The sequence below is a fragment of the Mycobacterium sp. shizuoka-1 genome (genome assembly GCF_002723835.1).
GTDB lineage: Bacteria > Actinomycetota > Actinomycetes > Mycobacteriales > Mycobacteriaceae > Mycobacterium.
In genome coordinates this window covers 26,845-49,770 of record NZ_BEWG01000033.1, presented here as the reverse complement: position 1 = coordinate 49,770, position 22,926 = coordinate 26,845, and the positions used below count along the sequence as shown (strand labels likewise).

The following is a 22,926-nucleotide window of genomic DNA, read 5'->3' as shown; positions in this document are numbered from 1 at the left end:
GCAACAAAGATGCAGGCCAGGCCTTTCGACCTGACCTGCATTAACTCGTGGAGCTGCCGGGAATTGAAGCCGCATATAATGCCGTTGAGCTGCGAATACGCGAAACGCGTCAGCACGGGCCGACATGGGAAAACATGAGCCGACATGGGCTAGGTGCTGACCACCGTCAGCACGCTGCCACTCTTACTCGCTGACAGAGTGGGGTACGCCGCTCGTACTCGCGGGGTCTGCCGACTTGGGATAGCTTCGGCCCCTATGACGCATACGCCCGGACAGCGCCTCAGCTCAGAGAGCTTGAGAGAGGACGACTTCCGCCCGTTGCCACTGTTGGTAACCAGGCCCGAGGCCGCTCGCATCCTGTCGCTCTCCGAATCTGAAATTGACAACCTGCGCCGCGCTGGGCGTTTGCATGCCAAGCGCCACGGGAAGAAGGTACTCTTCCCGGTCACCGAACTTGAACGATTTGTCGACCTGCTTCCGTGGGAAGTGGATCTCGACCGATGAGCGTAGCGTGATGCGCTCAATGCGCAGGTGCGCGTGACGGTCTCGCGATAGCTACGCCAGCGAAGCGCGCCCAGGCGCGCAGATACTTCCCAAGCGAGTGCACGGTCCCCGGTGCCCAGTCTGCGGAGAGCGCCTCCGCCACCGTGGTTCCGACCTCCATCGGTGAGGCGTCGGGCTTCTGCTCTAGTAACGACAAGCCTGGGGAAACTCCGGGCACTCGCGATAGCAGATCTCGAAGTACGGGTGCGCTCAGTTCCCCATGTTGGACGAGCTGATGTTGAACAACAATGCGGCCACCGTCCTCCTCACGAACGGCGTCGATGTCGAGCAACGGTCGCAGGGCGCTTCGTCTCCGAGGCACGTCCACAGCCGTATTCGAAGCAAGTTCCCTCAATAAGGCGATGCTCGGGCCGGGGGCGGCGTGAGGGAAGCCGCCGACCGTTCTGCGCCTAAGCGGCGCACCAAGTAGCTTGCCGACTCCGTGTGCGCCTTCCGCAGCGGAGACCCAGAGCGTTTGAGACTTCATCGTCGCTAGACCGGCATACTCGAACCACCTCAGGAAGACACGCCCGTAGGTGTTCCATGTATTCGTCGTGACTTCGATCGCGGGGAATGCCGAAGGTAACTCGGAGGCGAACGCGCTGACCGTCACGCTGCCGACACGTTCTTCAATACCCAGAAACGCGCTAAAAGCCCTGTGCCGCTTGATGGACTGAGCAACACGCTTCCGGATCGCTTCCTCGCGGTCGTCGGCCTCCCAGACCTCCGGCAAGAGACGCACCCGATTGGGCTCGTACGATGTCGCGCCAAGCAAACGGAGTTCGCGACTGAGGTTGAACACGGCGTTCTCGCTGGTAGAAAGGCGCTCGGCGAGATCATGCACAGTTGCGTCGCCGTTGTCTATCTCAACTTCCCTGAGCAACCTAGCCACAGAGTTCGGGCTCTGCCGCAGAATGTACGAGTCTTCGACTGGAACACGATTCGTGTTCAGATAGTCGCGGAAGATATCCCAGTATGTATCCAGTCGCTCGCCCACCTGCACGATCAAGCGACGATTCACAAGGGATTCGACGACTGGCGGCGTCACTCGTTCGATCACTTCGCTGATCGCGATAGGTGCGTGCCGAGCGATGAAGCGCACAGCTTCTTGCTCTTGCATGTTCAACTCCGCTAGATCGGCGTCAAACAATCCCTGCACGTTTAGCGCCTCACTTGCCAGCTTTTCTTGCGTCGCACCAGCTTCGACCTCACGGATCAGATGACCCGCAAGTTTCTTGAAGAGCCAGGGCAGACCTTGGCTGTATTCGCGTAGACGCGTTCGCAAGTCGCGTGCGAGCGTCTGCCCAAGCTCACGCTCTAAGCGTCGGAGCAACGTCTCGACTTCCGAAGCCCCAAAAGGCCCCAATGCCAGAACGGTAGCGCTTGAACGGATTTCATCTCTCAACTGGTACGGGTGGCCCTCCGTCCAGCCGACCAGATCAGTTTTCCATGCAAACCCCACCATCAGGTTGCCCGCAGTCTCCCTCGTACTCAGAGCGAGATCTCGAAACTCTCGGGTCAGGGCTTCATCGCGGAACACGTTCTCGAACTGGTCGAAGAACACAATGAGCGGTCCCGCTTTCCATTCTGCCTCCGAAAGGGTCCGCAACGAGCTAGGCAGACTTGCCCAGCTCGCGTTCGCCGGTAGGTCGAGAACCCCCACCAGGGCCGCCTCCTGCGCGGCCTTGCTTAAAGCCTCCGTCACAAAACGCCGAGAGCTGGCCGTTCTAGAGTCCACCACCAGCGCAAAGCCAGCTTGATCGGCAGCCAAGGCTTTCAGGCGAAGCGCAGCCGAACTCTTCCCCCATCCGGATTGCGCATTGAGTACAAGTACGCCAGCGTGCTCTCCAACCGCCTTCTCCATCGCTTGCACGACGTTCTTCCGTCCAACGAAGAACTTCGGCGACGTAGGTAGCTGGTATTCGAAATCAGACTCGCTACCTGCTACTTGAACGATGAGCGGAGCTGCCTCGCTCGGGGAAGTTGGCGTTGCTGCCCAAGGTTGGCGGGCGTCTTGAACTGGCGCGCTTTTGCAGTAATCCTCCGCTTGGAGTAGCTCTTTCGTGCGTTCTGGAACATTCCCTGTTGAGCCCCAGACGTACACCTGTGCTGGTGTCCGAGTGCCAGGGTCCAGCTCTATGCATGCGGCGTAGATGCCGTCCTCTGAAATGACGACGGCGTCGTCACTCTTGAGATTTAGGTCTACCGGGCACGGAACTAACGAACGACGTTCCAACAAGGACTCGTAGATGTTCTTCCCTGTGAGACATCGAAAGCGTGGATCATTAGCTTCGATCAGCTTCGCCTGTTCCTGACCCTGCCCGGTCAGACGCGGAATGGCAACAAAGAAGCCTTGGAGATCAGCGTCGACGTACCGCCCCGTGACAAGCTTGCTGTGGAAGGTGCCCAGCATGTGGGCGGGCACCGGACTGCTGTATGCCTTGCATTCCGCGATAGCACGATGATTTGTGAGTCCATGTACTGCCGACACGTCCAGTTCGATGCCGTTCGCGGTGGTGTTCAGGCTCTCGCGAGTTGGCTCGTTGTAGCCGTACGTGTTTAGGAGAGAGGCCACGAAGCTCTCGAACAACGCTCCACGCTTGTTGCTCGACGCGGCGTCGGATTCGTCGCTCGCGAGTATCAACACATGTGGATCTACCACTCTGAGCGGTTGAACACTCTGCGGAGGCACCGCACCGTCTGTCATGCCTGACATTGTCGCTACAGGAGGCCTGCGCCAAGCGGCATTGCGGGCTGAAAGCCTCGGGTGTCGCCAAGCGCTCCGGCGGGGGGAGGATGCAGCAGTCATCCGTATTTCGAGGTCTCGAAACTAAAGAACTGAGACGTTGGTGGCGGGACTCGTTAGAGAGCAGAAACTCCCAGGACGGTGTGTCTCAGAACATGAATCAAAACGCCTGTCTCAATTGACACGTTCTGCGACTTTTGCGACACTAGTGGCATGGCAGTCAGCACCGCATCCGCCGCGACCGGAACCCAACTCGGCTACGCCCGCGTTTCGACCGGCCATCAGTCACTCGACCAGCAGGTCGATGCGCTCGCCGCAGCGGGGGTGGACACCGCGCGCATCTACAGCGACAAGCTGTCCGGCACCTCGACACGCGAGCAGCGTCCCGGTCTGGCGGCCCTCTTGGACTACGCGCGCGAGGGTGACGCCATTGTGGTGGTGGGCATCGACCGCCTGGGCCGCAACGCAGCCGAGGTCATGACGACGATTCGCGAACTTGGTGAACGCAACATTGTGCTGCGGTCGCTGCGGGAAGGCATCGACACCTCGAACGCTACGGGTCGCATGGTGGCCGGTGTCCTGGCGAGCCTGGCTGAGCTAGAACTTGAGCTTGGTCGCGAACGCCGCGCTTCCGCGCGTGAGGCGCGGCGTGCGCGTGGGCAACACATTGGTCGCCCAAAGGCACTCGACAGGTCGAAGGCGGCGCTGGCTCAGCGGATGCATGCGAGCGGGGAGTCGGCGAGCACCATTGCCGCCACTTTGGGCGTGAGCCGGGCGACGGTCTACCGCGTGCTTGCCGAGGCCGCTCAAGAGCGCGACTGAGCTTGTATGCCGGGACTCGTCTCGGTCATGGATCGCAGAATGCGTTGTCGCGCTGTGTCGTTGGCTAGTAATCCCAAGGCCCAGGTCCCATCGCGGGTCCCCACTGGCCGGGACCCATCATTCCCGGCCCCCACGGTCCCGGTCCCATCATTCCCGGCCCCATGCCAGGTCCCCACTGTCCGGGAACGGATTGCCCAGGTGCCCACTGTCCGGGACCCCAGCAGTCGGGATGCCAGATGCCGTCGGCGTCCCAACATCCCGGCGGGTCTAGCGGGTTGGGACCTTGGGCCGCGTAGGGGCTTCTAGAGACGGGGGCCGGCACAGCTGCCGACTTGTCATTTCCGGTGGTGCCGCTGCTTGGTGCGGCACACATCACCGACCCGGTGAGCGCGACGACTACGGCACTGGTGATCGTCCACGTCGTGACGGTGGCCATGATCTTCACCCCTTCTCGTTCCGTCTGAGGGTGTCGCGATGAGTTACTTGCTTGGGCTGACATCTAATTCGGCGTACATGCCGGTCCAGTAGTGACCGCTTAGGTTGCAGATCAACTCGTAGCGTCCAGGCGTGAGGTTCACAGAGGTCCATCCACTGGCCCCTGGCGCGATGCCGCTGTTAGCGGCGTTCTCGTCACCCTTGTCTGCACCGCAGGAGCGTGAGGCTTCACCCACGCTGCCTGCCTCATCGACCTTGCCGTCCGGACCGCTGGGACGCTGGCCGGGATACTGGCCCTTCCCGAGAGGCAGGATCACCAATTCGTGGTTCAGGGCACCGGCATTGGTAACTCGAAAGGACACTTGCCCAGGCGGGACCGTGGCCGGATTGAGGACAATGCGCATCATCGCCATCATCCCCATCGGCGCGCCTTGATTGCCGCCTTGACCTGGCCCCATCCCGCCGCCGGGACCCATCATCCCTGGCCCCATCATGCCGCCGGGTCCCATCATCCCGTGCATATCGGTAAGGGTCACGTCGACAACGGTGCCCGGCAACGCCGGTGCGGAACATGACGGGATCGCGGGGGACCGCCCCGGCCCCATCATGCCGGGACCCATCATCATCCCGGCCCCCGGCTGCCCGGTTCCCATCATCCCGAAGCCAGGCGGGTACGGCAGACTCGCGGCTATCTGGTTGTGCCGCATGGCTGTTCCGATACTCAGTGCGACCGCACAGCCGATAGCGACAATTAAGGCTGCCACGGCAATGACCAAGTCACGCGTTCTGCGAGGAGTCTTCATGGCGGTCAGCGGTGTTCGCGCAACAGCGCCATGCGCTGACGGAACTCATCCCCGTCGATCTCTCCCCGCGCGAACCGGTCGGCCAGTCGGTCTTCGGCACGCACCCCGTCCGGTGCTGCACCGCCCCGGTGATGGAGGCTCGCGCTGCCCGAGAGATAACGGACAGCGAAAATGATCGCCACCACTACAGCGACAACCAACAGCACCATCAGCACGCTCATGGTCACACCGCCCCAGCCCCAACCGCTGTGCCAGCCGTTGCCCCACCCGTATCCGCACATCGCCGCCTCCTAAGAAGAGCTAAGCCCGTCCTCCTGTTTGATGAGGTCAGCATGCGCGGGTCGCTCCACTACGCAGTAGGGCCGATAGTCCCCTTATCTATAGACTGCTATAACATCGCCGAATGGAGATGATGGCCGTACCGGCGGAGTTACAGCGGGTCGAGCTGGCCCCGGCGGCGGCACTATTCCGTTCCCTCGGGGACCCCACCCGCCTGGCCATTGTGCGCAGACTGGCCGCCGGCCCGGCGCGCGTTGTGGAGCTGGTGCAGGCCGTGGGATTGGCTCAGTCCACCGTCTCCAAACACCTGGCCTGCCTGCGGGAGTGCGGTCTGGTCGCCTCCGAGCCGGTCGGACGGGCCTCGTTGTTTCGCCTCACCCAGCCCGCACTGATTGACCTACTTTCGTCGGCCCAGATCGTCCTGGAAGCTACCGGTGAAGCTGTGGCCGTCTGCCCGACCTACGGCATGGACGGCTGCACCGACGAAACGCCATGACCAATACCGGCAGCGAACCCAGCAACGCTGAACTCACCCGGCTGACCCGCAAGGCCCTGCACCTGGCGCAATTCACCATCGCCTACAACATCGCCGAAGGTGCCATCGCGGTAACAGCCGGACTCCTTGCTGGACTCATATCAGTCATCGGATTCGGATTCGACTCGGCCATCGAATCCCTCACCGCAATCCTGGTCGCCCTGCGCCTGTCGGCCCGCCTGCGCCACGGCGTCGCCGACGAGGGCAAAGAACGACAAACCCTGCGATTCGTCGCCATCTCGTTCTTCATCCTCGCCGCCTACGTCACCGTCGAAGGCATCCGCAACATCACGAGCGGCGAGACACCACACAGCTCCCCAGCCGCACTCATACTGCTCGCGGCGTCGCTGATCGTGATGCCCGTCCTAGCAGCGGCGAAAAAGCGCATCGGCATAGCCCTGCACGACAACCTCATCCTGGCCGACGCCGCCCAAACTAAAATCTGCGTGCTGCTCAGCGCCTCCACCCTGCTCGGAGTCGGTCTATTCCAACTGACCGGAGCCGCATGGCTCGACCCCGTGGCTGGGTTCGTCATCGCGGCCTTCGCCATCCACGAAGGCCGAGAAGCCTGGGCCGGTGAACTCGTCGAAGACTGAGCGAAAGGGAACCTGACACAGACGATGGGGGTGGGGGGTAACCCCATAACTCACCTCACCCCGCCTCGTACGGCCAGCGACCCCTCTCTCTCCGGCGGTATTCAGCCCGACAAAGGCCAATGCGTTCCCTTGAGACGCCTCGTAGTCGCGGCAACGTAGAGCTGTCCCCTGGAATATCCCGCTGCTTGCCCAGCCTTCCGCACAGCGGCTCCTTCTACGGTTTCTTGGCCCTTTGCGCGAAGGTCGGCGAGGTGCCCGTCAAACCATTTCTGGCATGAGATTTTCTCCGTAGCCGAGCTTTGCGGCCTGCGCGATTCCAAACTTACGACGGTGGCGGAGCGTTCATCCTGAACGCACTGTTCATCCTCCCTGAACTGCGAAGACAACCCCTGAACGCCCTGTTCACCCTGAACAATCCCTGTTAGCTGATAGCGGGTGCCGCCAGCCACGGAAATGGGCACCACTAGACCGTCATCAGCCAACTCGGCGACGGCCTGCGGAAGCAGCTTCCGACGATGCGGCTTCCCCATCGCTGACTTCACGTCGCTGGCGGATGCTGTGCCGCCCTGCTTCGTCAGAAATGCGACCACGCTGTTCCTAACCGATTCCAGTTGGTAGTCATCGCGCCCCTCATAGCGCAACGCGTCATTCTTGCCGCGCTCCCGGAGGACAGCGGCATGAATCTCGGCTTCCTGCTGTCGGAGCAAGGCGCGAGTCTGGTCGGAAACCTTCATAATCTGCCCGGATAGGTCCCAATCGTGCTTGGTAACCGCAAGGCGCTGGTGCATGATGGCCAACAGCGCTGCCACCTTGCAGCGCGTGAGCAAAGCGTGACCGTCGAGCGGGTCTCCGTCGCCGCGCTGGCGCGCAATGTGGCTGCTTAGAATAAGCTCTTCTATCTCAGGCGTTGAATACACGATGTCGATAGCATTGCCGTCGCCTGGCGGCGTCCATATCGGCATTGTCGTTGACAACGGTTTAGGTTGGGGAAATGACCCGTCGGGGATATTGGGATCGGTCACTGATGCCCATAGAAACCGTTGCGGAGTACCGCCGGTCACGTCGTTGAAAAGGACGCCTGTGTGACCTGGCTGTGCACCAATCGAAACACACGCCCTATACGAATGGGCAGGGACATTACGGCTGGTGTCCTTAGTAGCGTTAGCCTGCCCGAGCTGTTCACCCATTGCCAAACTCTTTAGCGTCGGCAGCAGGATACTTCCGTGGGCACTTGATAGACCCGTAAGCGTATCTATCTCCGGAATATCGAAGATGACCGGATTAACCTCAGCCGCGTCCCGCTTAGTGAACTGTTCGGCGATCCCCTGGCCTGAACCGATGGGCAATGTGAGGACATCAGTTGGCCACGCCAAAGCTGCGACCTTTGCGCTAGCACCCTTACCGGTTCCTGATCTACCGACGAAAGCGCAGAGCAGGTTCAGGCTGGCGCGGCCACCGATTACAGGCGGCAACTGCACGTATGGCGGGACGCAAGCAGCGACACGCAGCAATACCCCGAAGAGCACCGCAGTAGGCGATACGTACCGCGTCCGCGCCCAACCGTAGATGCTGCTTAACTGCTCACTGTCGGAGTTAAGGAAGAAGTCTTCTGCCAGATAGGCGTTTTCCCTGTTCACTAAGTTCCCTCTGTTAAGTGGAGATATTCGTGTCTCTGATGACAATGACTAATGAGTTAAGACGCAGCACGCGTTAGCGCGCGCTTACCAAGCGGAGAAAACTCGGCCACCGCGTTAGCAGCGTGCTTAGCGGGCTGCTCGAATTGCTCGTCTATCCATGTCATTACGTCGACACGGCGATACTTGAGCTTCCCGGCAATTACCGCAGATGGAGGACCTTTACGACCACCCTTAGCGCGCCAGTCTTTCTGAGTATTAACCGGCACTCCGGTCAACTCAAAGAACTCATCCATTCCCATGAGGAGAGATTTTGTCATTTGTACGGTTCTAACTGACGGATGCTACTGACGAGCACTGTGCTCCCCATTCTTTAGGCAGGTCGTTCCGTCCCGTTCCTACCTATACATATCGTCGCATCCGAGGACGTTCCCTTTCGTAATCTGTCCACAAAGTCGGACAAATTCGAACCGAGAACGGCGAGAAATCGCAGCTCACGGGCACTGCTGCGTGTCCAACTTTCTGGACACCTCAACCCAGCAGCATCTTGCTGATGGCGTCGGCGGCTGCAACGTGACTGGTCCGGTCGAGGTGTCCGTACCTGTCCACCGTGGTCGTGATGGATTCGTGGCCTAGATGCGCCTGGATGACGGGTAGCGGCACGCCGGCTTGGATCATCCAGCTGGCACACGTATGCCGCAGATCGTGCGGCGTTGGAGACTTGAGCAACACGGACTTCTCCGTGCTCTGCGGGTCCGCCGCCTGCGCCCTTGCGCGTGACTTGTTCCACACGTTTGTGCGCCAAGACGACAGCCGGATCGGTTCTCCTCTAGTAGTGGTGAACAGCCACTCATGTGAGTAGTCCAGCCGGTCAAGCACGGCCTCCGGCACGTTGATCGTCCGATTAGACTTCTGCGTCTTCGGTGGACCCATCGTGTAATGGGTGCCGTCTTGCTTCCATGCGCGGGCGATCCGCACCGTGTTGTCAGTACGGTTAACGTCGGACGGCTTGAGTGCTGCGGCCTCATTGAACCGGCAGCCCGACGCCACCAGGAACTCAACCAGCGGTTGATAGTGCTCAGTGAACGATGCCTTGAGGGTTTGAAACTCGTCGCGGGTAAGGAACACGGTTTCGCGTTCTTCCGTCCTCGGTAGCTTGACCCCGTCGCAGGGGTTGACTGCCAGAAGGCCATCCTTGACTGCCTGCTTCAATGCGCCGGACAGAAACCCGTGCTTGTTCTGCATGGTGCCTGTCTTGGCTCCGGCCTCCTGCATGACATTGACCCACCCCGCAACATCGGCGCGCGTCAACTTGCTCAACGGCAAAGCACCCAACGCGGGGCCGATGTCATTGCGGACATAGCGCCGATACTCAGTGAGCGTCTTACGTTCGACGCCCGACAGGCTGTCGATGTGTTGCCCCAGGAACTCCGTCACAGTGAGCAGCGACATTGCGGGTCGCGTGTCCGAGATGCCGGCCTTCGCCAATGCCTCTACCGGTCCGAACGCGTCAACAAGCGCACAGAAGCGGTCGGCCTCTTTTCTGTCTTGGAATGTGACGGACGATTGTCGACCAGCTCGTCCACCGATGCGATAGGTGACTCCATAGACGGTCGCGCCGTCCCTCTTGGTGCGCTCACGAACAAAGGCCACGCCGGGCATACTAATCGCAGTGTGCTGACTAGGTGCTGACGTGGCCCTCGTTCGACCAGATTTAGGTCTCTGACCTGCTATTCAATTGTGGAGCTGCCGGGAATTGAACCCGGGTCCTACGGCATTCCCTCAAGGCTTCTCCGTGCGCAGTCCGCTGTGTCTCTACTTGGATCTCCCGGTCTCGCAGACCCGCCGGGATGACGATCCCAGTCGCTGTTAGATGTCCCGTTGGGTCCCGCGACCGGACTCAACGGTGGATCCCTCTAGATGACGCCAGGGTCCGGGTCGAGGGCTCTCCCGGTCTGACGGACTAGCTAACGCTTAGGCAGCGAGAGCGTAGTCGCGCTGATTGGAATCGGCGCTTAATTGGTTGCAACGACGCTTACGGTGGTCTCTTGCCTGCACCGGCACGCTTCCCTTGATTCGATGCGCGAAGTCGAAACCGTTCAGCCCCTCGCACCCCGGCCGAGGTTCGGCCGGACAGTCAATGGTACGTGAGATCCAACCGCGAATTGAAGCGCTTTAATCCCGGGGGGCCTCGAGATCGACGTTGCGGCGGGCCTGTCCTGGGACTTTTGCGCCCGTGTGTCGGTTTGGGCGGGCAAGTTGCCCGTTTGCGCCCCAGAAAATGAGACTTTGTCTACATTGAGCCGGTGCCTGACAGCGTGCGGGTCCGCAAGAGCCAGCGGACCCGGGAGCGGATCGCCGCCGCGGCGGCCCAGCTGGTGATGGCCGACGGCCTCGCGGCGGCCACCACCGACCGGATCGCCGCCGAAGCCGACGTGGCCAGGGCCACCTTCTTCCGGTACTTCGAATCCAAGGAGTACGCCGTCGCCGAAGGGTTCACCGCGACCTGGATCTCCGCGATCACCGACGCCGTGCGGCGCCAGCCCGAACCGCTCTCCCCGACCGGCGCCCTGCTGGGAGCGTTCGACGAACTCGCCGCCGGGTTCGAGGCGATCTCCGGACAGATCGCCGAGATCGAACAGCAGACCCGCGAATCGCTGAGCCTGCGGGCTTGGACGCTGCTGTGCTACCTCAGCTTCGAGACCGCCATCGCCGAGGCGGTGGCGCCACGACTGCACGATCTGACCGTCGACGATCCCCGGCCCCGCCTCATCGGCGCGCTCACCATGGCCGCCGTCCGCATCTCCCTGGACGACTGGCTGCGCGACGGCGGCTCACTGCACCACCGAATCTGCCGCGCTATCGCGTCGATGGCGCCTCAACCGATCGACGACGAAGGGTAGCGGCTGACCATGAGTGGCGAACAGTCCTTGGCGGCATGGGGTTTCGTCCGCAAAGTGCTCGACGACATCACCGAGCAGATCAAGCAGGACGCACGTGACGAACGCGAGCTGCTCGAAGGCCTTCGGGTGCTCAACCGGGTCACCGCGCTGTGTACCGAGCTAACCATCGACGCCGACCTCGACGACCCGCACTTCGTCCAGATGACCACGCCGCAGCGCTACGTCGGCGGCCCCAACCCGCACGGCAGCTACCCGCTGGCCAGCATCAGCGGCGACCGGGCCTACCGCGTCACCGGCGTCCGGGGCACGTCGACCTACCTGGGCATCCAGGTGCTGGCCGGCACCGGCCTCAATCCCCGCCGGATGAGCAACTACGTCTCCGACCGTGACCTGATCCTCGACGAGAACGGCCGGTTCACCCTCATCTTCTCGGCCACCCCACCCCCGGACATCGATCTGGCCGGGTCCACCTGGGTCCAGATTCCCGACGACGCCAGCTCCATCGTGGTGCGCGAATACATCGCCGAGACCACCGCCGCCGTCCCCGTCCGGCTCGACATCGAACTGCTGGGGCCACCGCGCCGACCACAGCCGATCACCGACGAGGTGCTCGCCCAGCAGCTCACCGCGATGGGCTGGATGATCGTGAAGCTGACCACCCTGCACCGCACCGTGCGCCCGGACCTTCTCGACACCCCCAACAGGCTGATCACCTCCGAATCCGAGGCGCTGGGCACCGAGAACACCACCCCGGACAACCTGTACATGCTCGGCGTGTTCGACCTGCAACCCCACCAGTCCCTGCAGCTGGAGTTCACCCCTCCCGAAACCCGGTACTGGGCAGTGACTCTGGAAAGCCTCTGGCATGAATGCCCAGAGCCGCTGCGCACCTCGAGCTCGGTGACCAACAAGGGCGTCGACGCCGGCGCCGACGGCGTGGTCCGAATCAATATCGGCGCCGACGACACCGGCGACGGATATTGGCTCGACACCGGCGGGCGCACACGGGGATTCGTCACCCTGCGCTGGCTCGACCATCCCAGCGCCCCCGAGGTGACCACCCGCGTCGTGGAGAAGGAGGTGCAGCGATGACGAGCGCTGTCGAGGCCCGGCTCGACCCGGAGAAACTCATCGAACAGGCCTGCGAGCTGGCCGGCAGCGACGACTTCGGCGTCGACGACGGCTGGCGGGACAATCTGTCCCGGCTGGTCGGAGATTTCGTGGCCGAGGCCGACCTGTCGCCGCTGGGTGTGGAGATCGCCGCCGCCGACATCCTCGTACCGCTACGCAACCGGCTGCAGATCACCGGCTGGCGCAACCTCCATCCTGAGATCGCCGACGAGCGCATCGAGCAGCCGATCTTCATTCTCGGCCAGCCCCGCACCGGCACGACGATCCTCTACGACCTGCTCGCCCAGGATCCCGACCTGCGGGCACCGCTGACGTGGGAGGTCGACCAGCCCTTCCCGGTTCCGCAGCCCGAGACCTATGACACCGACCCGCGGATCGCCGAAACCCAGGCGCAGCTGGAGATGACCGAGCAGCTGATGCCCGGCTTCATGAAGTTCCATCCGATGAGTGCGCGCGGCGGGCAGGAATGCGTCCGGATCACCGCAGGCACGTTCTGCAGCATGATCTACAGCACCCAGTACCGGCTGCCCAACTACGCGCACTGGCTGCATTACGAAGCCGACCACAGCGCCGCCTACCGCTACCACCGCACCTACCTGCAGCACCTGCAGTCGGGGGTTCCCGGCCAATGGTTGCTCAAGAGCCCCGCGCACACCTGGCAGCTGGACAAGCTGCTCGCCGAGTATCCCGATGCGATTCTGGTTCAGACCCATCGTGATCCGCTGGTGGTCATCTCCTCGATCAGCGCCCTGATCGCCCATCTGCAGAAGCTGGCCAGCGACGGCGCGTCGGTCGCGCGGGCCGCCGGGCTGTGCAGCGCCGAAATCCAATTGGGGCTCGAACGCACGATGCGGATGGTCGACGACGGGGTGATCGCGCCGGACCGGATCATCGACGTGCAGTTCGCCGACTTCATGACCGATCCGTTCGCGACGATCAGGACGATCTACGGCCAGCTGGGCCGCGAGCTGACCCCGGTCGCCGAACAGCGGATGCGCGAGCACCTTTCGGCCAACCCCGGCGACGGCGGCGGCAGCCGATACACCTGGGCGGACACCGGCCTGGACGCGGCCGAGTTGCGCGAGCAGGTCCGGCCCTATCAGGAGCGGTATCACGTCCCCAGCGAGCCGCTGCGCTGACGCCCATCACCTAGCGAGCGTGCACGAATGCTACGCAGCTATCTGCGTATTGCGGGCAGGCGCGCACGGTCGCGCCAAGGCTCAATGCACCGCGATCATGCCCACGGCCACCAGGGCCAGCACCATGCCGACCACCTGCCAGCGGGTGACCCGCTCGCGCAGCACCACGATCGCCAGCAGCACCGTCGCCGCCGGGTAGAGCGACATCAGCACGCTGGCCAGCGACAGCATCGAGGCCTGCAACGCGAGCAGCATCGCCACGTTGGCCCCGGTGTCCAGCAGTGCCGCGGCCACCGCCATGTTCAGCGGGAATCCGCGCGGCGCGCGGAAGTTCCCGGTGAACGCGGCCACCAGGAGTACGACAGCCGTCGCCGACACCCGGGCGAAGAACAGCGGCCACAGCCGGGCATCGACCGGGGCCTGGTGGATCAGCACGAAGTTGAGCCCGAACGCCAGCCCCGACCCGACGGTCAGCCACGCCACCGTCGCGGTGAACCGGTGCGGGCGCACATCCTCGTCGGTGGCTTCCCGGCTGACCAGCACCACGGCGAACAGCGCGAGCACGATCCCGATTCCGGCGATCAGCCCGGGCCGCTCCCCCGCGGCCAACCCGACGCTGACCGGCACGGCCGCCACCAGCACCGCCGTCAGCGGCGAGACCACCGAGATCGGGCCGGCCCCGAGCGCGGCGTAGAACCACCACACCCCGAACGCCTGGCTGACCCCGCACAGCAGACCCCACACCACCGCGGGCGTGGTCACGTTGCCGCCGACGACTGCGGCCAGGATCCCGAGCAGGATCATCGCCAGCGGATAGGAGACCAGCACCACCCGCAGGGCGGCGACTCGTCGGGCCGCGATACCGCCGACGAAATCGCTGACGCCGTAACCGATTGCCGATGCCAGCGCCAGCAGGACCCCGATCAGAACTTGCCCTTGACCCGGCGGCCGAGCTCGCGGATCACCTCACGCTGCGCGTCGCGGCGGGCCAGGTCCTGGCGCTTGTCGTGGGCCTGCTTACCGCGCGCCAACGCCAGTTCGACCTTCACCTTGCCGTCGGAGAAGTACAGCGACAGCGGCACCAGGGTCAGGTTGCCGTCGCGGATCTTGCCCACCAGCGTGTCGATCTGGCTGCGGTGCAGCAGCAGCTTGCGGTTGCGCCGCGGCGCATGGTTGGTCCAGGTGCCGTGGTGATACTCCGGGATGTGCAGGTTGCGCAACCAGATCTCGCCGTCGTCGACGGTCGCGAACGCGTCGGCCAGCGACGCATGGCCCTCCCGAAGGCTCTTGACCTCGGTGCCCTGCAGCACGACACCGCACTCGTAGGTGTCCAGGATCGAATAGTTGTGGCGCGCCTTGCGATTGGTGGCCACGACCTTGTGGTCGGGTTTCTTGTCCGGGTTCTTGGCCACCGCTACCTCCGGACGTAGAGGCGCAGCGTGACGTAACCGGTGAGACCGGCCATCAACACGCCCACGCCGAACATGATCGGAGAGATGTAGAGGATGTCGGCGTAGTCGATCCTGGCGATCAGATTGGCTTGGTAGAACTGGTTGAGCGCGTTCTCCAAGAACAATGCCCGCACCACGATCAGGCCGACGATCGCGATCACGACACCGATCGTCGCCGCCAGCACCGCCTCCAACAGGAACGGCAGCTGGGTGTACCACCGCGTCGCGCCCACCATGCGCATGATCCCGATCTCGGTGCGCCTGGTGTAAGCCGCGACTTGAACCATGTTGGCGATCAACAGGATCGCACCGACCGCCTGCACGACCGCGACTGCGAACGCGGCTGCGGACAGCCCGTCGAGCACCGCGAAGAGCCGGTCGATCAGCTCCTTCTGGTTGAGCACGTTGAGCACCCCGGGCTGGCCCTGCATCGCGGCATCGAAGTTCTTGTGCTGCTCGGGATTGTCCAGCTTCACGATGAACGACGCCGGGAACGAGTCCTTGCTGGCGACGTCCTTGTACTGCGGGAACTTGCGGATCGCGTCGTCGTAGGCGTCGTCGCGGTTCAGGAACCGCACCGAGCGCACGTCGTCGCGCTGCTCGATCTTGGTACGCAGCGCCTTGCACGGGTCGGCGTCGCAGGTCGGGTCGTTGGCCGACACGTCGTTGGTCAGGAACACCTGGGTCTCGACACGGTCGAGGTAGATGGTGCGCGAGTGGTCGGCCAGGCGCACCACCAGCAGACCACCGCCGAACAGACCGATTGAGATCGCGGTGGTCAGGATCATCGCCACGGTCATCGTGACGTTGCGGCGAAGTCCGGTGAAGACCTCGTTGATCAGGAAGCCGAAGCGCACTTATCGATCCATTCCGTAGACACCACGCTGCTCATCGCGGACGAGCCTGCCCAGGGACAGCTCCACCACGCGCTGACGCATGGAGTCGACGATGTGGTGGTCGTGAGTGGCCATCAAGACGGTGGTGCCCGTCCGGTTGATCCGTTCGAGCAGATCCATGATGTCCTTGCTGGTCTCGGGGTCCAGGTTGCCGGTGGGCTCGTCGGCCAGCAGCACCAGCGGACGGTTCACGAACGCCCGCGCGATCGCCACCCGCTGCTGCTCGCCGCCGGACAGCTCGGCCGGCAGCCGGTTGGCCTTACCGGACAGGCCGACCATCTCCAGCACCTCGGGCACCACCCGGTTGATGGTGTCGGGCTTCTTGCCGATCACCTCCAGCGCGAAGGCCACGTTCTCGAACACGGTCTTCTGCTGCAGCAGCCGGAAGTCCTGGAACACGCAGCCGATCACCTGGCGCAGTTTGGGGATGTGGCGGCCGGAGAGCTTGTTGACGTGGAACTTCGACACCTGGATCTCGCCGGAGGTGGGGGTTTCCTCGGCCAGCAGCAGGCGCATGAACGTCGACTTGCCCGACCCCGACGGGCCGATCAGGAACACGAACTCACCCTTGTCGATCTTGACGCTGACATTGTCGAGGGCGGGCCGCGCCGACGACTTGTACTGCTTGGAGACATGGTCAAGGGTGATCATCACGGCACGCCAGTGTAGCTGTCCGGGCCGGACGCGCCGGTTACTGCGTCGGCGCCGCAGGCGTGACCATCGGCCCCTGCCCCGGCGCCGGCGTCGGAATCGGCGTGGTGGTCGGGGTCGGCAACCCGGGGATTTCCAGCGGTGCCGGGCCTGGCGTCGTGGTGGTCGTCGGCGACGTCGGGGTGGTGGGTGACGTCGGGGAGGTCTCCGACGTGCTCGGTTCGGTGGTCTCCGTCGTCGTGGTGGTCGTGGTCGTCGTCGGCGTCGTGGTCCTGGTGGTCGTGCTGCGATCCCGGACGTCGGTGCGCGGCACCCACGTGTAGGACGGGTCGGGAATGAAGCCCGGCGGCACCACCTGATTGGCCGGTGCCTCGGTCGGCGCCACCTGCGGCTGGTAGGTCGCATACAGCCACCACACCGCGATGAATGCGGCCAGCAGCGCCGCGGTCGACGTGCGGACGCGCCCCCACAGGATGTAGTTGGGCCAGCCGCGGCCTTCTCTGCGCGTCGGGGTCAGCTTCACTTCGACGTCACCGGCCCTTGGGTCTCCTCGGCGCCGCCTGCGGTCGCCGGGTGCACGATGGCCTCGACCACCGGCGAGTTGTCGGCCGGGCTGGCGATACCGGCGCGCACCAGGGCGGCGATCACCAGCACGCGCAGCTTGCGGCCGACTTCGAACTGCTTACCCGGCAGCGTGCGCGCCACCATGCGCAGGTTCACGGTGTCGAGTTCGATGCTTTCCACTCCCATCAGCTGCGGGGCGTCCAGAAGCAGGTCCTTCAGCCCAGGGTCGGCGATCGCCTTCTCTGATACCCCGTGCAGCACGTCGTTCACCAGATTCAGGTCGGCGGCCGTCGGCACCGGGATGTCGATGACGGCCCGCGCCCAGTCCTTGGACAGGTTCTGGGTCTTGACGATCTGCCCGTTGGGGATCGTCAGCACCTCCCCTTCCGACGACCGCAGCTTGGTCACCCGCAGCGTGACGTCCTCGACTGTGCCGGTCGCCTCCTTGGCGATGCCGGCGACCGTCAGTGAGACCAGGTCACCGAACCCGTACTGCTTCTCGGTGATGATGAAGAACCCCGAGAGCAGGTCCTGCACGATGCGCTGCGCACCGAAGCCCAGCGCGGCGCCCAGCACCGCCGCCGGTGCCACCAGCGAGCTGACCGGAACGGCCAGCACGTCGGTGACCTCGACGACCACCATGACGGCCAGCAGGGCGATCGCCACGTAGGAGATCACCGAGGCGACGGCCTGGCGGTGTTTGGCACTCTCGGTGCGGACCAGCGCGTCGCTCTCCCGGAAGTCGGCGTCGATGCGCCGCGATATCTTCTGCGCCGACCAGTTGATGAATCGGGCGGCCAGCAGGCCGCCCAGAACCAGCAGCGTGATCCGCAGCCCCCGGGTCAGGATCCACTCGCCGATGGTGCCGTGCCAGAAGTCGTGCCAGCGATTCGAGAACTCAATCGCCAGATAGTCGGTTCTCGCGGCCGAAGCCACGAAATCAGTCGTCGTCATCTCGTCGGTTGCGCCACCGGATCCCCGCCTCCAGGAATCCGTCGATGTCCCCATCCAGTACCGCCGCGGGATTGCCGACCTCGTACTCGGTCCGCAGATCCTTGACCATTTGGTAGGGGTGCAGAACGTAGGAGCGCATCTGGTTGCCCCAGGAACTGCCGCCGTCGCCCTTGAGGGCGTCCATCTCGGCGCGTTCCTCCTGGCGTTTACGTTCGAGCAGCTTGGCCTGCAGGACTCGCATCGCCGACACCTTGTTCTGCAGCTGCGACTTCTCGTTCTGGCAGGTCACGACGATACCGGTGGGAATGTGGGTGAGTCGAACCGCCGAGTCGGTGGTGTTCACCGACTGTCCGCCCGGGCCGCTGGAGCGGTAGACGTCGACCCGCACGTCCTGCTCGGGAATGTCGATGTGGTCGGTGGTTTCGGTGACCGGCAGCACCTCGACATCGGCGAACGAGGTCTGACGCCGGTTCTGGTTGTCGAACGGGCTGATGCGCACCAGACGGTGGGTGCCCTGCTCGACCGACAGCGTGCCGTAGGCGTAGGGGGCGTGCACGGCGAACGTCGCGCTCTTGATGCCGGCTTCTTCGGCGTAGGAGGTGTCGAACACCTCGACCGGATACTTGTGTTGCTCGGCCCAGCGGATGTACATCCGCATCAGCATCTCGGCCCAGTCGGCGGCATCCACCCCGCCGGCGCCGGATCGGATGGTCACCAGCGCCTCGCGCTCGTCGTACTCGCCGGACAGCAGCGTCCGGACCTCCAGCTGTTCGACGTCGGCCTGCAGCGACTTCAGTTCGGCGTCGGCTTCGGCCAGCGCTTCGGTCCCCCCTGCCCCGTCTTCCTCGGCGGCCAGCTCGTACAGCACCGGGAGGTCTTCGAGGCGGGCGCGCAGACCTTCGACCCGGCGCAGTTCACCCTGGGCGTGCGACAGCTCGCTGGTGACCTTCTGGGCGTGGCTCTGGTCGTTCCACAGGTTGGGGTCGGCGGCTTCGTGCTCGAGTTTGTCGATCTTGGCCCGCAGCCCGTCGATGTCGAGCACTCGTTCCACCGTCGTCAAGGTGGAATCGAGGGCGGCGATATCTGACTGACGATCGAGGTCCACGGGTCCTCAGGGTACCGGCGTCGCGACACGTTGTGATCCACGGCAGCTCCTGAGACTTCTGGGGCCTGTGCGCCGGTTGCGCGTCTAACATCACTTTCGTAACAGGATGTGCGCCGCGCAGCCCCTTGCGGCGCTTCTCGACTGCGATGCGACAGCCCCTTGCGCGCGGCCGGGTCCGGACAGAAAGCGCGAGAATGCGTCCTTACTATGTCGCGATCGTCGGTGCGGGACCTTCGGGATACTTCGCCGCGGCGTCGCTGCTGAAATTCGCCGACATCTCCGTTGCCGACGGCGGACCCGACGTGCGTGTCGACATGCTCGAGATGCTGCCCACCCCGTGGGGCTTGGTGCGCTCGGGCGTGGCGCCGGACCATCCTAAGATCAAGTCGATCTCCAAGACGTTCGAGAAGACGTCGACCGATCCGCGGTTCCGCTTCTTCGGCAACATCACCGTGGGCAAGGACGTCCAGGCCGACGAACTGGCGCAGCGCTACGACGCGGTGATCTACGCCGTCGGCGCCCAGTCCGACCGGGCGCTGCGGATCCCGGGTGAGGAGTTGGCCGGCAGCGTGGCCGCCGTCGACTTCGTCGGCTGGTACAACGCCCACCCGCACTTCGAAGAGATGATGCCCGACATCAGCAGCGGCCGTGCCGTCGTGGTGGGCAACGGCAACGTCGCGATCGACGTCGCCCGCATCCTGGTGACCGACCCCACCGTGCTGGCCAACACCGACATCGCCGACCATGCGCTGGAGTCGCTGCACGACCGAGGTGTCGAGGAGGTGGTGATCCTGGGCCGCCGGGGTCCGCTGCAGTCCGCGATCACCACGCTGGAGCTACGGGAGATCGGCGAGCTCGAGGGCGTCGACGTCGTGCTCGACCCGGCGGACCTGGCCACCATCACCGACGAGGACGCCGAAGCGGCCGGCAAGATCGCCAAGGCCAACATCAAAGTCCTGCGCGACTACGCCGGGCGGGAGCCCACCCCCGGTCATCGCCGCATCGTGTTCCGCTTCCAGACGTCACCGATCGAGATCCGCGGCACCGACCGGGTCGAGGAGATCGTGCTGGGCCGCAACGAACTGGTGTCCGACGAGAGCGGCCGGGTCGTCGCCAAGGACACCGGCGAGCGCGAGACGCTGCCCGCCCAGCTGGTCGTGCGCGCGGTGGGCTACAAGGGCGTCCCGGTCCCCGGCCTGCCGTTCGACGAGGGCGCCGGGACCATCCCGCACGAAGACGGCCGCATCGCAGGCAGCCCCAACGAGTACGTGGTCGGCTGGATCAAGCGTGGCCCGTCGGGGATCATCGGCACCAACAAGAAGGACTCCCAGGACACCGTCGACACCCTGCTCGCCGACCTCGCCGGGGCGCAGTTGCGTGAAGTCGCACCCGAGCACGCCGACGGGCTGGTCCGCTGGCTGGTGGAGCGCCAGCCACTGTTGGTGACCGACGACCACTGGCAGGCCATCGACGCCTACGAGCGCTCGGCCGGCGAACCGCACGGCCGGCCGCGGGTGAAGATCGCCAACGTGGCCGAACTGCTGCGAATCGGCCACGCGTAGCGATCAGACCTGGCAGGTCTCCGGCTCGCGGTCACGGGACAGCCCGCCGACCGGGCCCAGCGTCCGCGCCACCAGCGGGGTGCAGGCCGCGGTCAGGGCCAGCGCCGCCGACACCATGATCACCGCGAACGCGCCGTAGTTGTCGACGACCACGCCGCCGATCGCGGTGCCCAGCGCGCCGCCGACCAGGGCGCCGCTGTTGAGCCAGCCGAACGCCTCGGCGGTGGAGTTCTGGGCGATCTTGCGGGACACCATCACGTACAGCGCGGCCAGCGCGGGCGCGAAGCCCAGCCCGGAGGCGAACAGCGCGGCCAGCTGCATGGCGTAGCCGTCGACCATGCCGAACAGCGCGGTGCCTACGGCGACGACCGTCATCGACAGCGCCAAGCCGCGGACACCGAGGCTGCGATGTCCGAAGAACACGCCACCGATCAGCGAGCCGAGGCTGGCCACGGCCAACGCCACACCGGCGGAGAGGTTGTGGTTGCCGAACATCGCGAGCACGCCGACTTCCAGTGCCATGAACGACGCAACCAGCGCCAGGCTGGCGGCCATGGCCAGGATGACCGCGGGGTTGGCCAGAACTCGGCCGAACGCGACCGTGCTGCGCACGATCGTCGGGCGCAGCCGGCGGGCGCTCAGCAGGAACCACACGGTGCCCGCCACCGTGACCGCCGCCGAGAACAGCAGCGGGATCGCCGTCGAGATCGCCGACGCCAGGAACGTGGCGGCCACCGGACCGATCACCCAGATCAGTTCCTGGGCGGTGGTGTCCAGCGCGAACAGGGCCCGCAGCCCGTCACTGGGCACCAGCTGCGGATACAGCGCGCGGGCCGCGGGCAGCAGCGGCGGCACCGAGGCGCCGATGAAGAACCCCAGCACCATCAGGACGGTCGCGGGGGCATGCACGAAGGCCAGCGCCAGCATGGAGATGCCGTTGAGCACGGCGGCCGACACCAGCGTCGTGACCATCCCGAGTCGCCCGAGCAGCCGCGCGGTCATCGGCATGGCCAGCGCTTCACCGATGCTGGTAGCCGCCACCACCGCGCCTGCCACTGCGTAGGACCCGGTACGGGCCTGCACATGGAGCAGGATCGCCAGCGACAGCATGCCCAGCGGCAGCCGTGCGAACAGCTGTGAAGCGGTCACATTGACCACGCCCGGCACCCGCACGAGCTCGACATAGGCGCGCACGGTTATCACTTCCTTCATCGGTCATCGTGCTTTACGTCGCCTCAACTGTACCGTCCAGACGGTACAGTTGGAAACCGATTAAACTCGGCCGATGACGACCTCGCGCGAGCGCATTCTCGACGCCTACGCCGAGGCGCTCGCGGTCGACGGGGAGCGCCACGCGACCCTCGACGCGGTGGCCGCACGGGCCGGGGTGTCCAAGGGCGGCCTGCTCTACCACTTCCCGTCCAAGGATCAGCTCGCCGAGGCCCTGTGCGATCGCCTGATCACCCTGGCCGCCGACGACGTGGCCAAGATGCGCAGCGCGACCGACGGACCCGCGCGGCACTACATCCGCACCTCGCATTACGCGGACACCCCGCTGGACCGCACCCTGGTCGCCGTCGCCCGGCTGCAGCAGGCCGGCGATCTACGGGCACGGGCGGCGATCGAGATGATCTCCGACCAGTGGCTGACCGCACTCACCGAGGCCATCGGCGACCGCGACGTCGCGCGAACGATCAAGCTGATCGGCGACGGCCTCTACCACCACGCGATGTCCAACGCGCTCGGCGGTCAGCCGCGGGCCGAACTCGACGAGGGGCTGCTGGCGGTGATCGACCGGATCATCGAGGGGTGCGTGAACGTGCCGCGGAGCTAGCTGGGCGCGAACCACCAGTTGTCCGGATTCTTCGGCGAGTACACCACCGGGATGAGCTGGCCCATCGTCGGCCAGCTGTCCACGTCGACCGCCATCCGCTGATACACCACATGTTCGCTGACCGTGGGGCCGGTGATGACGCCGCTGATCGTGACGAACTGCGAGCCGGTCGCATCCGGGCGCGGGCTGACCCCGGTCACCAGCAGAGTGCCCTGCGCGGCCTCGCCACGCGGGCCGCGGCGCATGAAGCGCGGGCCCAGCACGAGGACCAGCGCGCCGACGATGAGCAAGAGCACCGCGAATTCCCACATGCGGCCATGGTAGGACTGCTGCCATGAGCGAC

Annotated in this window: 24 protein-coding genes and 1 other RNA gene; 10 read left to right on the top strand and 15 right to left on the bottom strand. The window is 64.6% G+C overall.

What is annotated here, in order from left to right; all coding sequences use genetic code 11:
* Positions 1-255: 255 nt before the first annotated feature.
* Positions 256-504: a helix-turn-helix domain-containing protein gene (locus MSZK_RS11535; RefSeq protein ID WP_099247889.1), complete on the top strand. Its 249-nt coding sequence runs from the start codon at positions 256-258 to the stop codon at positions 502-504.
* Between the two features lie 16 nt (positions 505-520).
* On the opposite strand, the gene MSZK_RS11530 is transcribed toward MSZK_RS11535, so the two are convergent.
* Entirely contained in the window at positions 521-3,250 is a 2,730-nt protein-coding gene (locus tag MSZK_RS11530; protein WP_158230568.1) for a restriction endonuclease, read from the bottom strand.
* Between the two features lie 252 nt (positions 3,251-3,502).
* On the opposite strand from MSZK_RS11530, the gene MSZK_RS11525 reads away from it, so the two are divergent.
* On the top strand, positions 3,503-4,111 hold the full coding sequence (locus tag MSZK_RS11525) for a recombinase family protein (RefSeq protein WP_099247873.1): 609 nt from the start codon (positions 3,503-3,505) through the stop codon (positions 4,109-4,111).
* Positions 4,112-4,443: 332 nt separating this feature from the next.
* A complete protein-coding gene (locus MSZK_RS33405; RefSeq protein WP_255414206.1) occupies positions 4,444-4,575 on the top strand; it encodes a hypothetical protein in 132 nt (43 codons plus the stop codon).
* Positions 4,576-4,590: 15 nt separating this feature from the next.
* Here MSZK_RS33405 and MSZK_RS11515 read toward each other — a convergent pair whose 3' ends face one another.
* Together MSZK_RS11515 and MSZK_RS11510 are read right to left on the bottom strand one after the other, a co-directional pair.
* Positions 4,591-5,349: a sulfocyanin-like copper-binding protein gene (locus MSZK_RS11515; protein ID WP_099247871.1), complete on the bottom strand. Its 759-nt coding sequence runs from the start codon at positions 5,347-5,349 to the stop codon at positions 4,591-4,593.
* Between the two features lie 5 nt (positions 5,350-5,354).
* Complete coding sequence (locus MSZK_RS11510; RefSeq protein ID WP_371411323.1) at positions 5,355-5,570, bottom strand: SHOCT domain-containing protein; 216 nt, start codon at positions 5,568-5,570, stop codon at positions 5,355-5,357.
* A 182-nt stretch (positions 5,571-5,752) separates the two neighbouring features.
* Between MSZK_RS11510 and MSZK_RS11505 the strand changes: the two genes are divergently transcribed.
* Positions 5,753-6,124, top strand: coding sequence for a helix-turn-helix transcriptional regulator (locus tag MSZK_RS11505; protein ID WP_199203297.1), 372 nt, complete (start codon positions 5,753-5,755; stop codon positions 6,122-6,124).
* Positions 6,121-6,759 carry a cation transporter gene (locus tag MSZK_RS11500; RefSeq protein ID WP_099247867.1) on the top strand — a complete coding sequence of 213 codons (639 nt, stop codon included), beginning with the start codon at positions 6,121-6,123 and terminating at the stop codon, positions 6,757-6,759. The genes MSZK_RS11505 and MSZK_RS11500 overlap by 4 nt, the downstream gene beginning before the upstream one ends.
* A gap of 101 nt (positions 6,760-6,860) precedes the next feature.
* Here the strand turns inward: MSZK_RS11500 and MSZK_RS32020 are convergent, their stop codons facing one another.
* The 3 genes from MSZK_RS32020 to ssrA all read right to left on the bottom strand — a co-directional run bounded on the left by MSZK_RS32020 (position 6,861) and on the right by ssrA (position 10,500).
* Complete coding sequence (locus MSZK_RS32020; protein ID WP_142389910.1) at positions 6,861-8,396, bottom strand: hypothetical protein; 1,536 nt, start codon at positions 8,394-8,396, stop codon at positions 6,861-6,863.
* A gap of 528 nt (positions 8,397-8,924) precedes the next feature.
* Positions 8,925-10,055, bottom strand: coding sequence for a tyrosine-type recombinase/integrase (locus MSZK_RS11485; RefSeq protein WP_371411322.1), 1,131 nt, complete (start codon positions 10,053-10,055; stop codon positions 8,925-8,927).
* 76 nt (positions 10,056-10,131) lie between these two features.
* Positions 10,132-10,500: a transfer-messenger RNA gene (gene ssrA / locus MSZK_RS11480) on the bottom strand.
* A 199-nt stretch (positions 10,501-10,699) separates the two neighbouring features.
* Between ssrA and MSZK_RS32620 the strand changes: the two genes are divergently transcribed.
* The 3 genes from MSZK_RS32620 to MSZK_RS11465 are packed head-to-tail and all read left to right on the top strand — an operon-like array spanning position 10,700 to position 13,566.
* Positions 10,700-11,296, top strand: coding sequence for a TetR family transcriptional regulator (locus MSZK_RS32620; RefSeq protein ID WP_099247863.1), 597 nt, complete (start codon positions 10,700-10,702; stop codon positions 11,294-11,296).
* Between the two features lie 9 nt (positions 11,297-11,305).
* On the top strand, positions 11,306-12,388 hold the full coding sequence (locus MSZK_RS11470) for a DUF1214 domain-containing protein (RefSeq protein ID WP_099247861.1): 1,083 nt from the start codon (positions 11,306-11,308) through the stop codon (positions 12,386-12,388).
* Entirely contained in the window at positions 12,385-13,566 is a 1,182-nt protein-coding gene (locus MSZK_RS11465) for a sulfotransferase (protein WP_099247859.1), read from the top strand. Before MSZK_RS11470 ends, MSZK_RS11465 begins: the two co-directional genes overlap by 4 nt.
* An 81-nt stretch (positions 13,567-13,647) precedes the next feature.
* On the opposite strand, the gene MSZK_RS11460 is transcribed toward MSZK_RS11465, so the two are convergent.
* Genes MSZK_RS11460 through prfB form a run of 7 tightly spaced genes read right to left on the bottom strand, consistent with a single transcriptional unit; the run spans position 13,648 to position 19,187 of the window.
* Positions 13,648-14,493: an EamA family transporter gene (locus MSZK_RS11460; RefSeq protein ID WP_371411327.1), complete on the bottom strand. Its 846-nt coding sequence runs from the start codon at positions 14,491-14,493 to the stop codon at positions 13,648-13,650.
* On the bottom strand, positions 14,490-14,978 hold the full coding sequence (gene smpB, locus MSZK_RS11455; protein ID WP_099247855.1) for an SsrA-binding protein SmpB: 489 nt from the start codon (positions 14,976-14,978) through the stop codon (positions 14,490-14,492). Before smpB ends, MSZK_RS11460 begins: the two co-directional genes overlap by 4 nt.
* 2 nt (positions 14,979-14,980) lie before the next feature.
* Positions 14,981-15,874 (bottom strand): permease-like cell division protein FtsX, encoded by an 894-nt coding sequence (gene ftsX / locus MSZK_RS11450; RefSeq protein WP_099247853.1) that lies wholly within the window; start codon positions 15,872-15,874, stop codon positions 14,981-14,983.
* On the bottom strand, positions 15,875-16,564 hold the full coding sequence (ftsE, locus tag MSZK_RS11445) for a cell division ATP-binding protein FtsE (RefSeq protein ID WP_078020336.1): 690 nt from the start codon (positions 16,562-16,564) through the stop codon (positions 15,875-15,877). It abuts the gene before it with no gap.
* Between the two features lie 40 nt (positions 16,565-16,604).
* Positions 16,605-17,087, bottom strand: a complete 483-nt coding sequence (locus MSZK_RS11440) for a hypothetical protein (RefSeq protein ID WP_099247851.1) — start codon at positions 17,085-17,087, stop codon at positions 16,605-16,607.
* Positions 17,084-18,082, bottom strand: a complete 999-nt coding sequence (locus MSZK_RS11435) for a mechanosensitive ion channel family protein (protein ID WP_099247849.1) — start codon at positions 18,080-18,082, stop codon at positions 17,084-17,086. Before MSZK_RS11435 ends, MSZK_RS11440 begins: the two co-directional genes overlap by 4 nt.
* Positions 18,069-19,187 carry a peptide chain release factor 2 gene (prfB, locus tag MSZK_RS11430; RefSeq protein ID WP_099247847.1) on the bottom strand — a complete coding sequence of 373 codons (1,119 nt, stop codon included), beginning with the start codon at positions 19,185-19,187 and terminating at the stop codon, positions 18,069-18,071. The genes MSZK_RS11435 and prfB overlap by 14 nt, the downstream gene beginning before the upstream one ends.
* A gap of 194 nt (positions 19,188-19,381) precedes the next feature.
* Here prfB and MSZK_RS11425 point away from each other — a divergent pair, with 194 nt between their 5' ends.
* Complete coding sequence (locus tag MSZK_RS11425; protein ID WP_099247845.1) at positions 19,382-20,749, top strand: FAD-dependent oxidoreductase; 1,368 nt, start codon at positions 19,382-19,384, stop codon at positions 20,747-20,749.
* A 3-nt stretch (positions 20,750-20,752) separates the two neighbouring features.
* Here MSZK_RS11425 and MSZK_RS11420 read toward each other — a convergent pair whose 3' ends face one another.
* Positions 20,753-21,961 (bottom strand): MFS transporter, encoded by a 1,209-nt coding sequence (locus MSZK_RS11420; protein ID WP_233211237.1) that lies wholly within the window; start codon positions 21,959-21,961, stop codon positions 20,753-20,755.
* Between the two features lie 73 nt (positions 21,962-22,034).
* Here MSZK_RS11420 and MSZK_RS11415 point away from each other — a divergent pair, with 73 nt between their 5' ends.
* A complete protein-coding gene (locus MSZK_RS11415; protein WP_099247843.1) occupies positions 22,035-22,583 on the top strand; it encodes a TetR/AcrR family transcriptional regulator in 549 nt (182 codons plus the stop codon).
* Here MSZK_RS11415 and MSZK_RS11410 read toward each other — a convergent pair.
* Complete coding sequence (locus MSZK_RS11410) at positions 22,580-22,894, bottom strand: hypothetical protein (protein WP_099247841.1); 315 nt, start codon at positions 22,892-22,894, stop codon at positions 22,580-22,582. The two genes, MSZK_RS11415 and MSZK_RS11410, sit on opposite strands and share 4 nt — an antisense overlap.
* Positions 22,895-22,926: the final 32 nt, after the last annotated feature.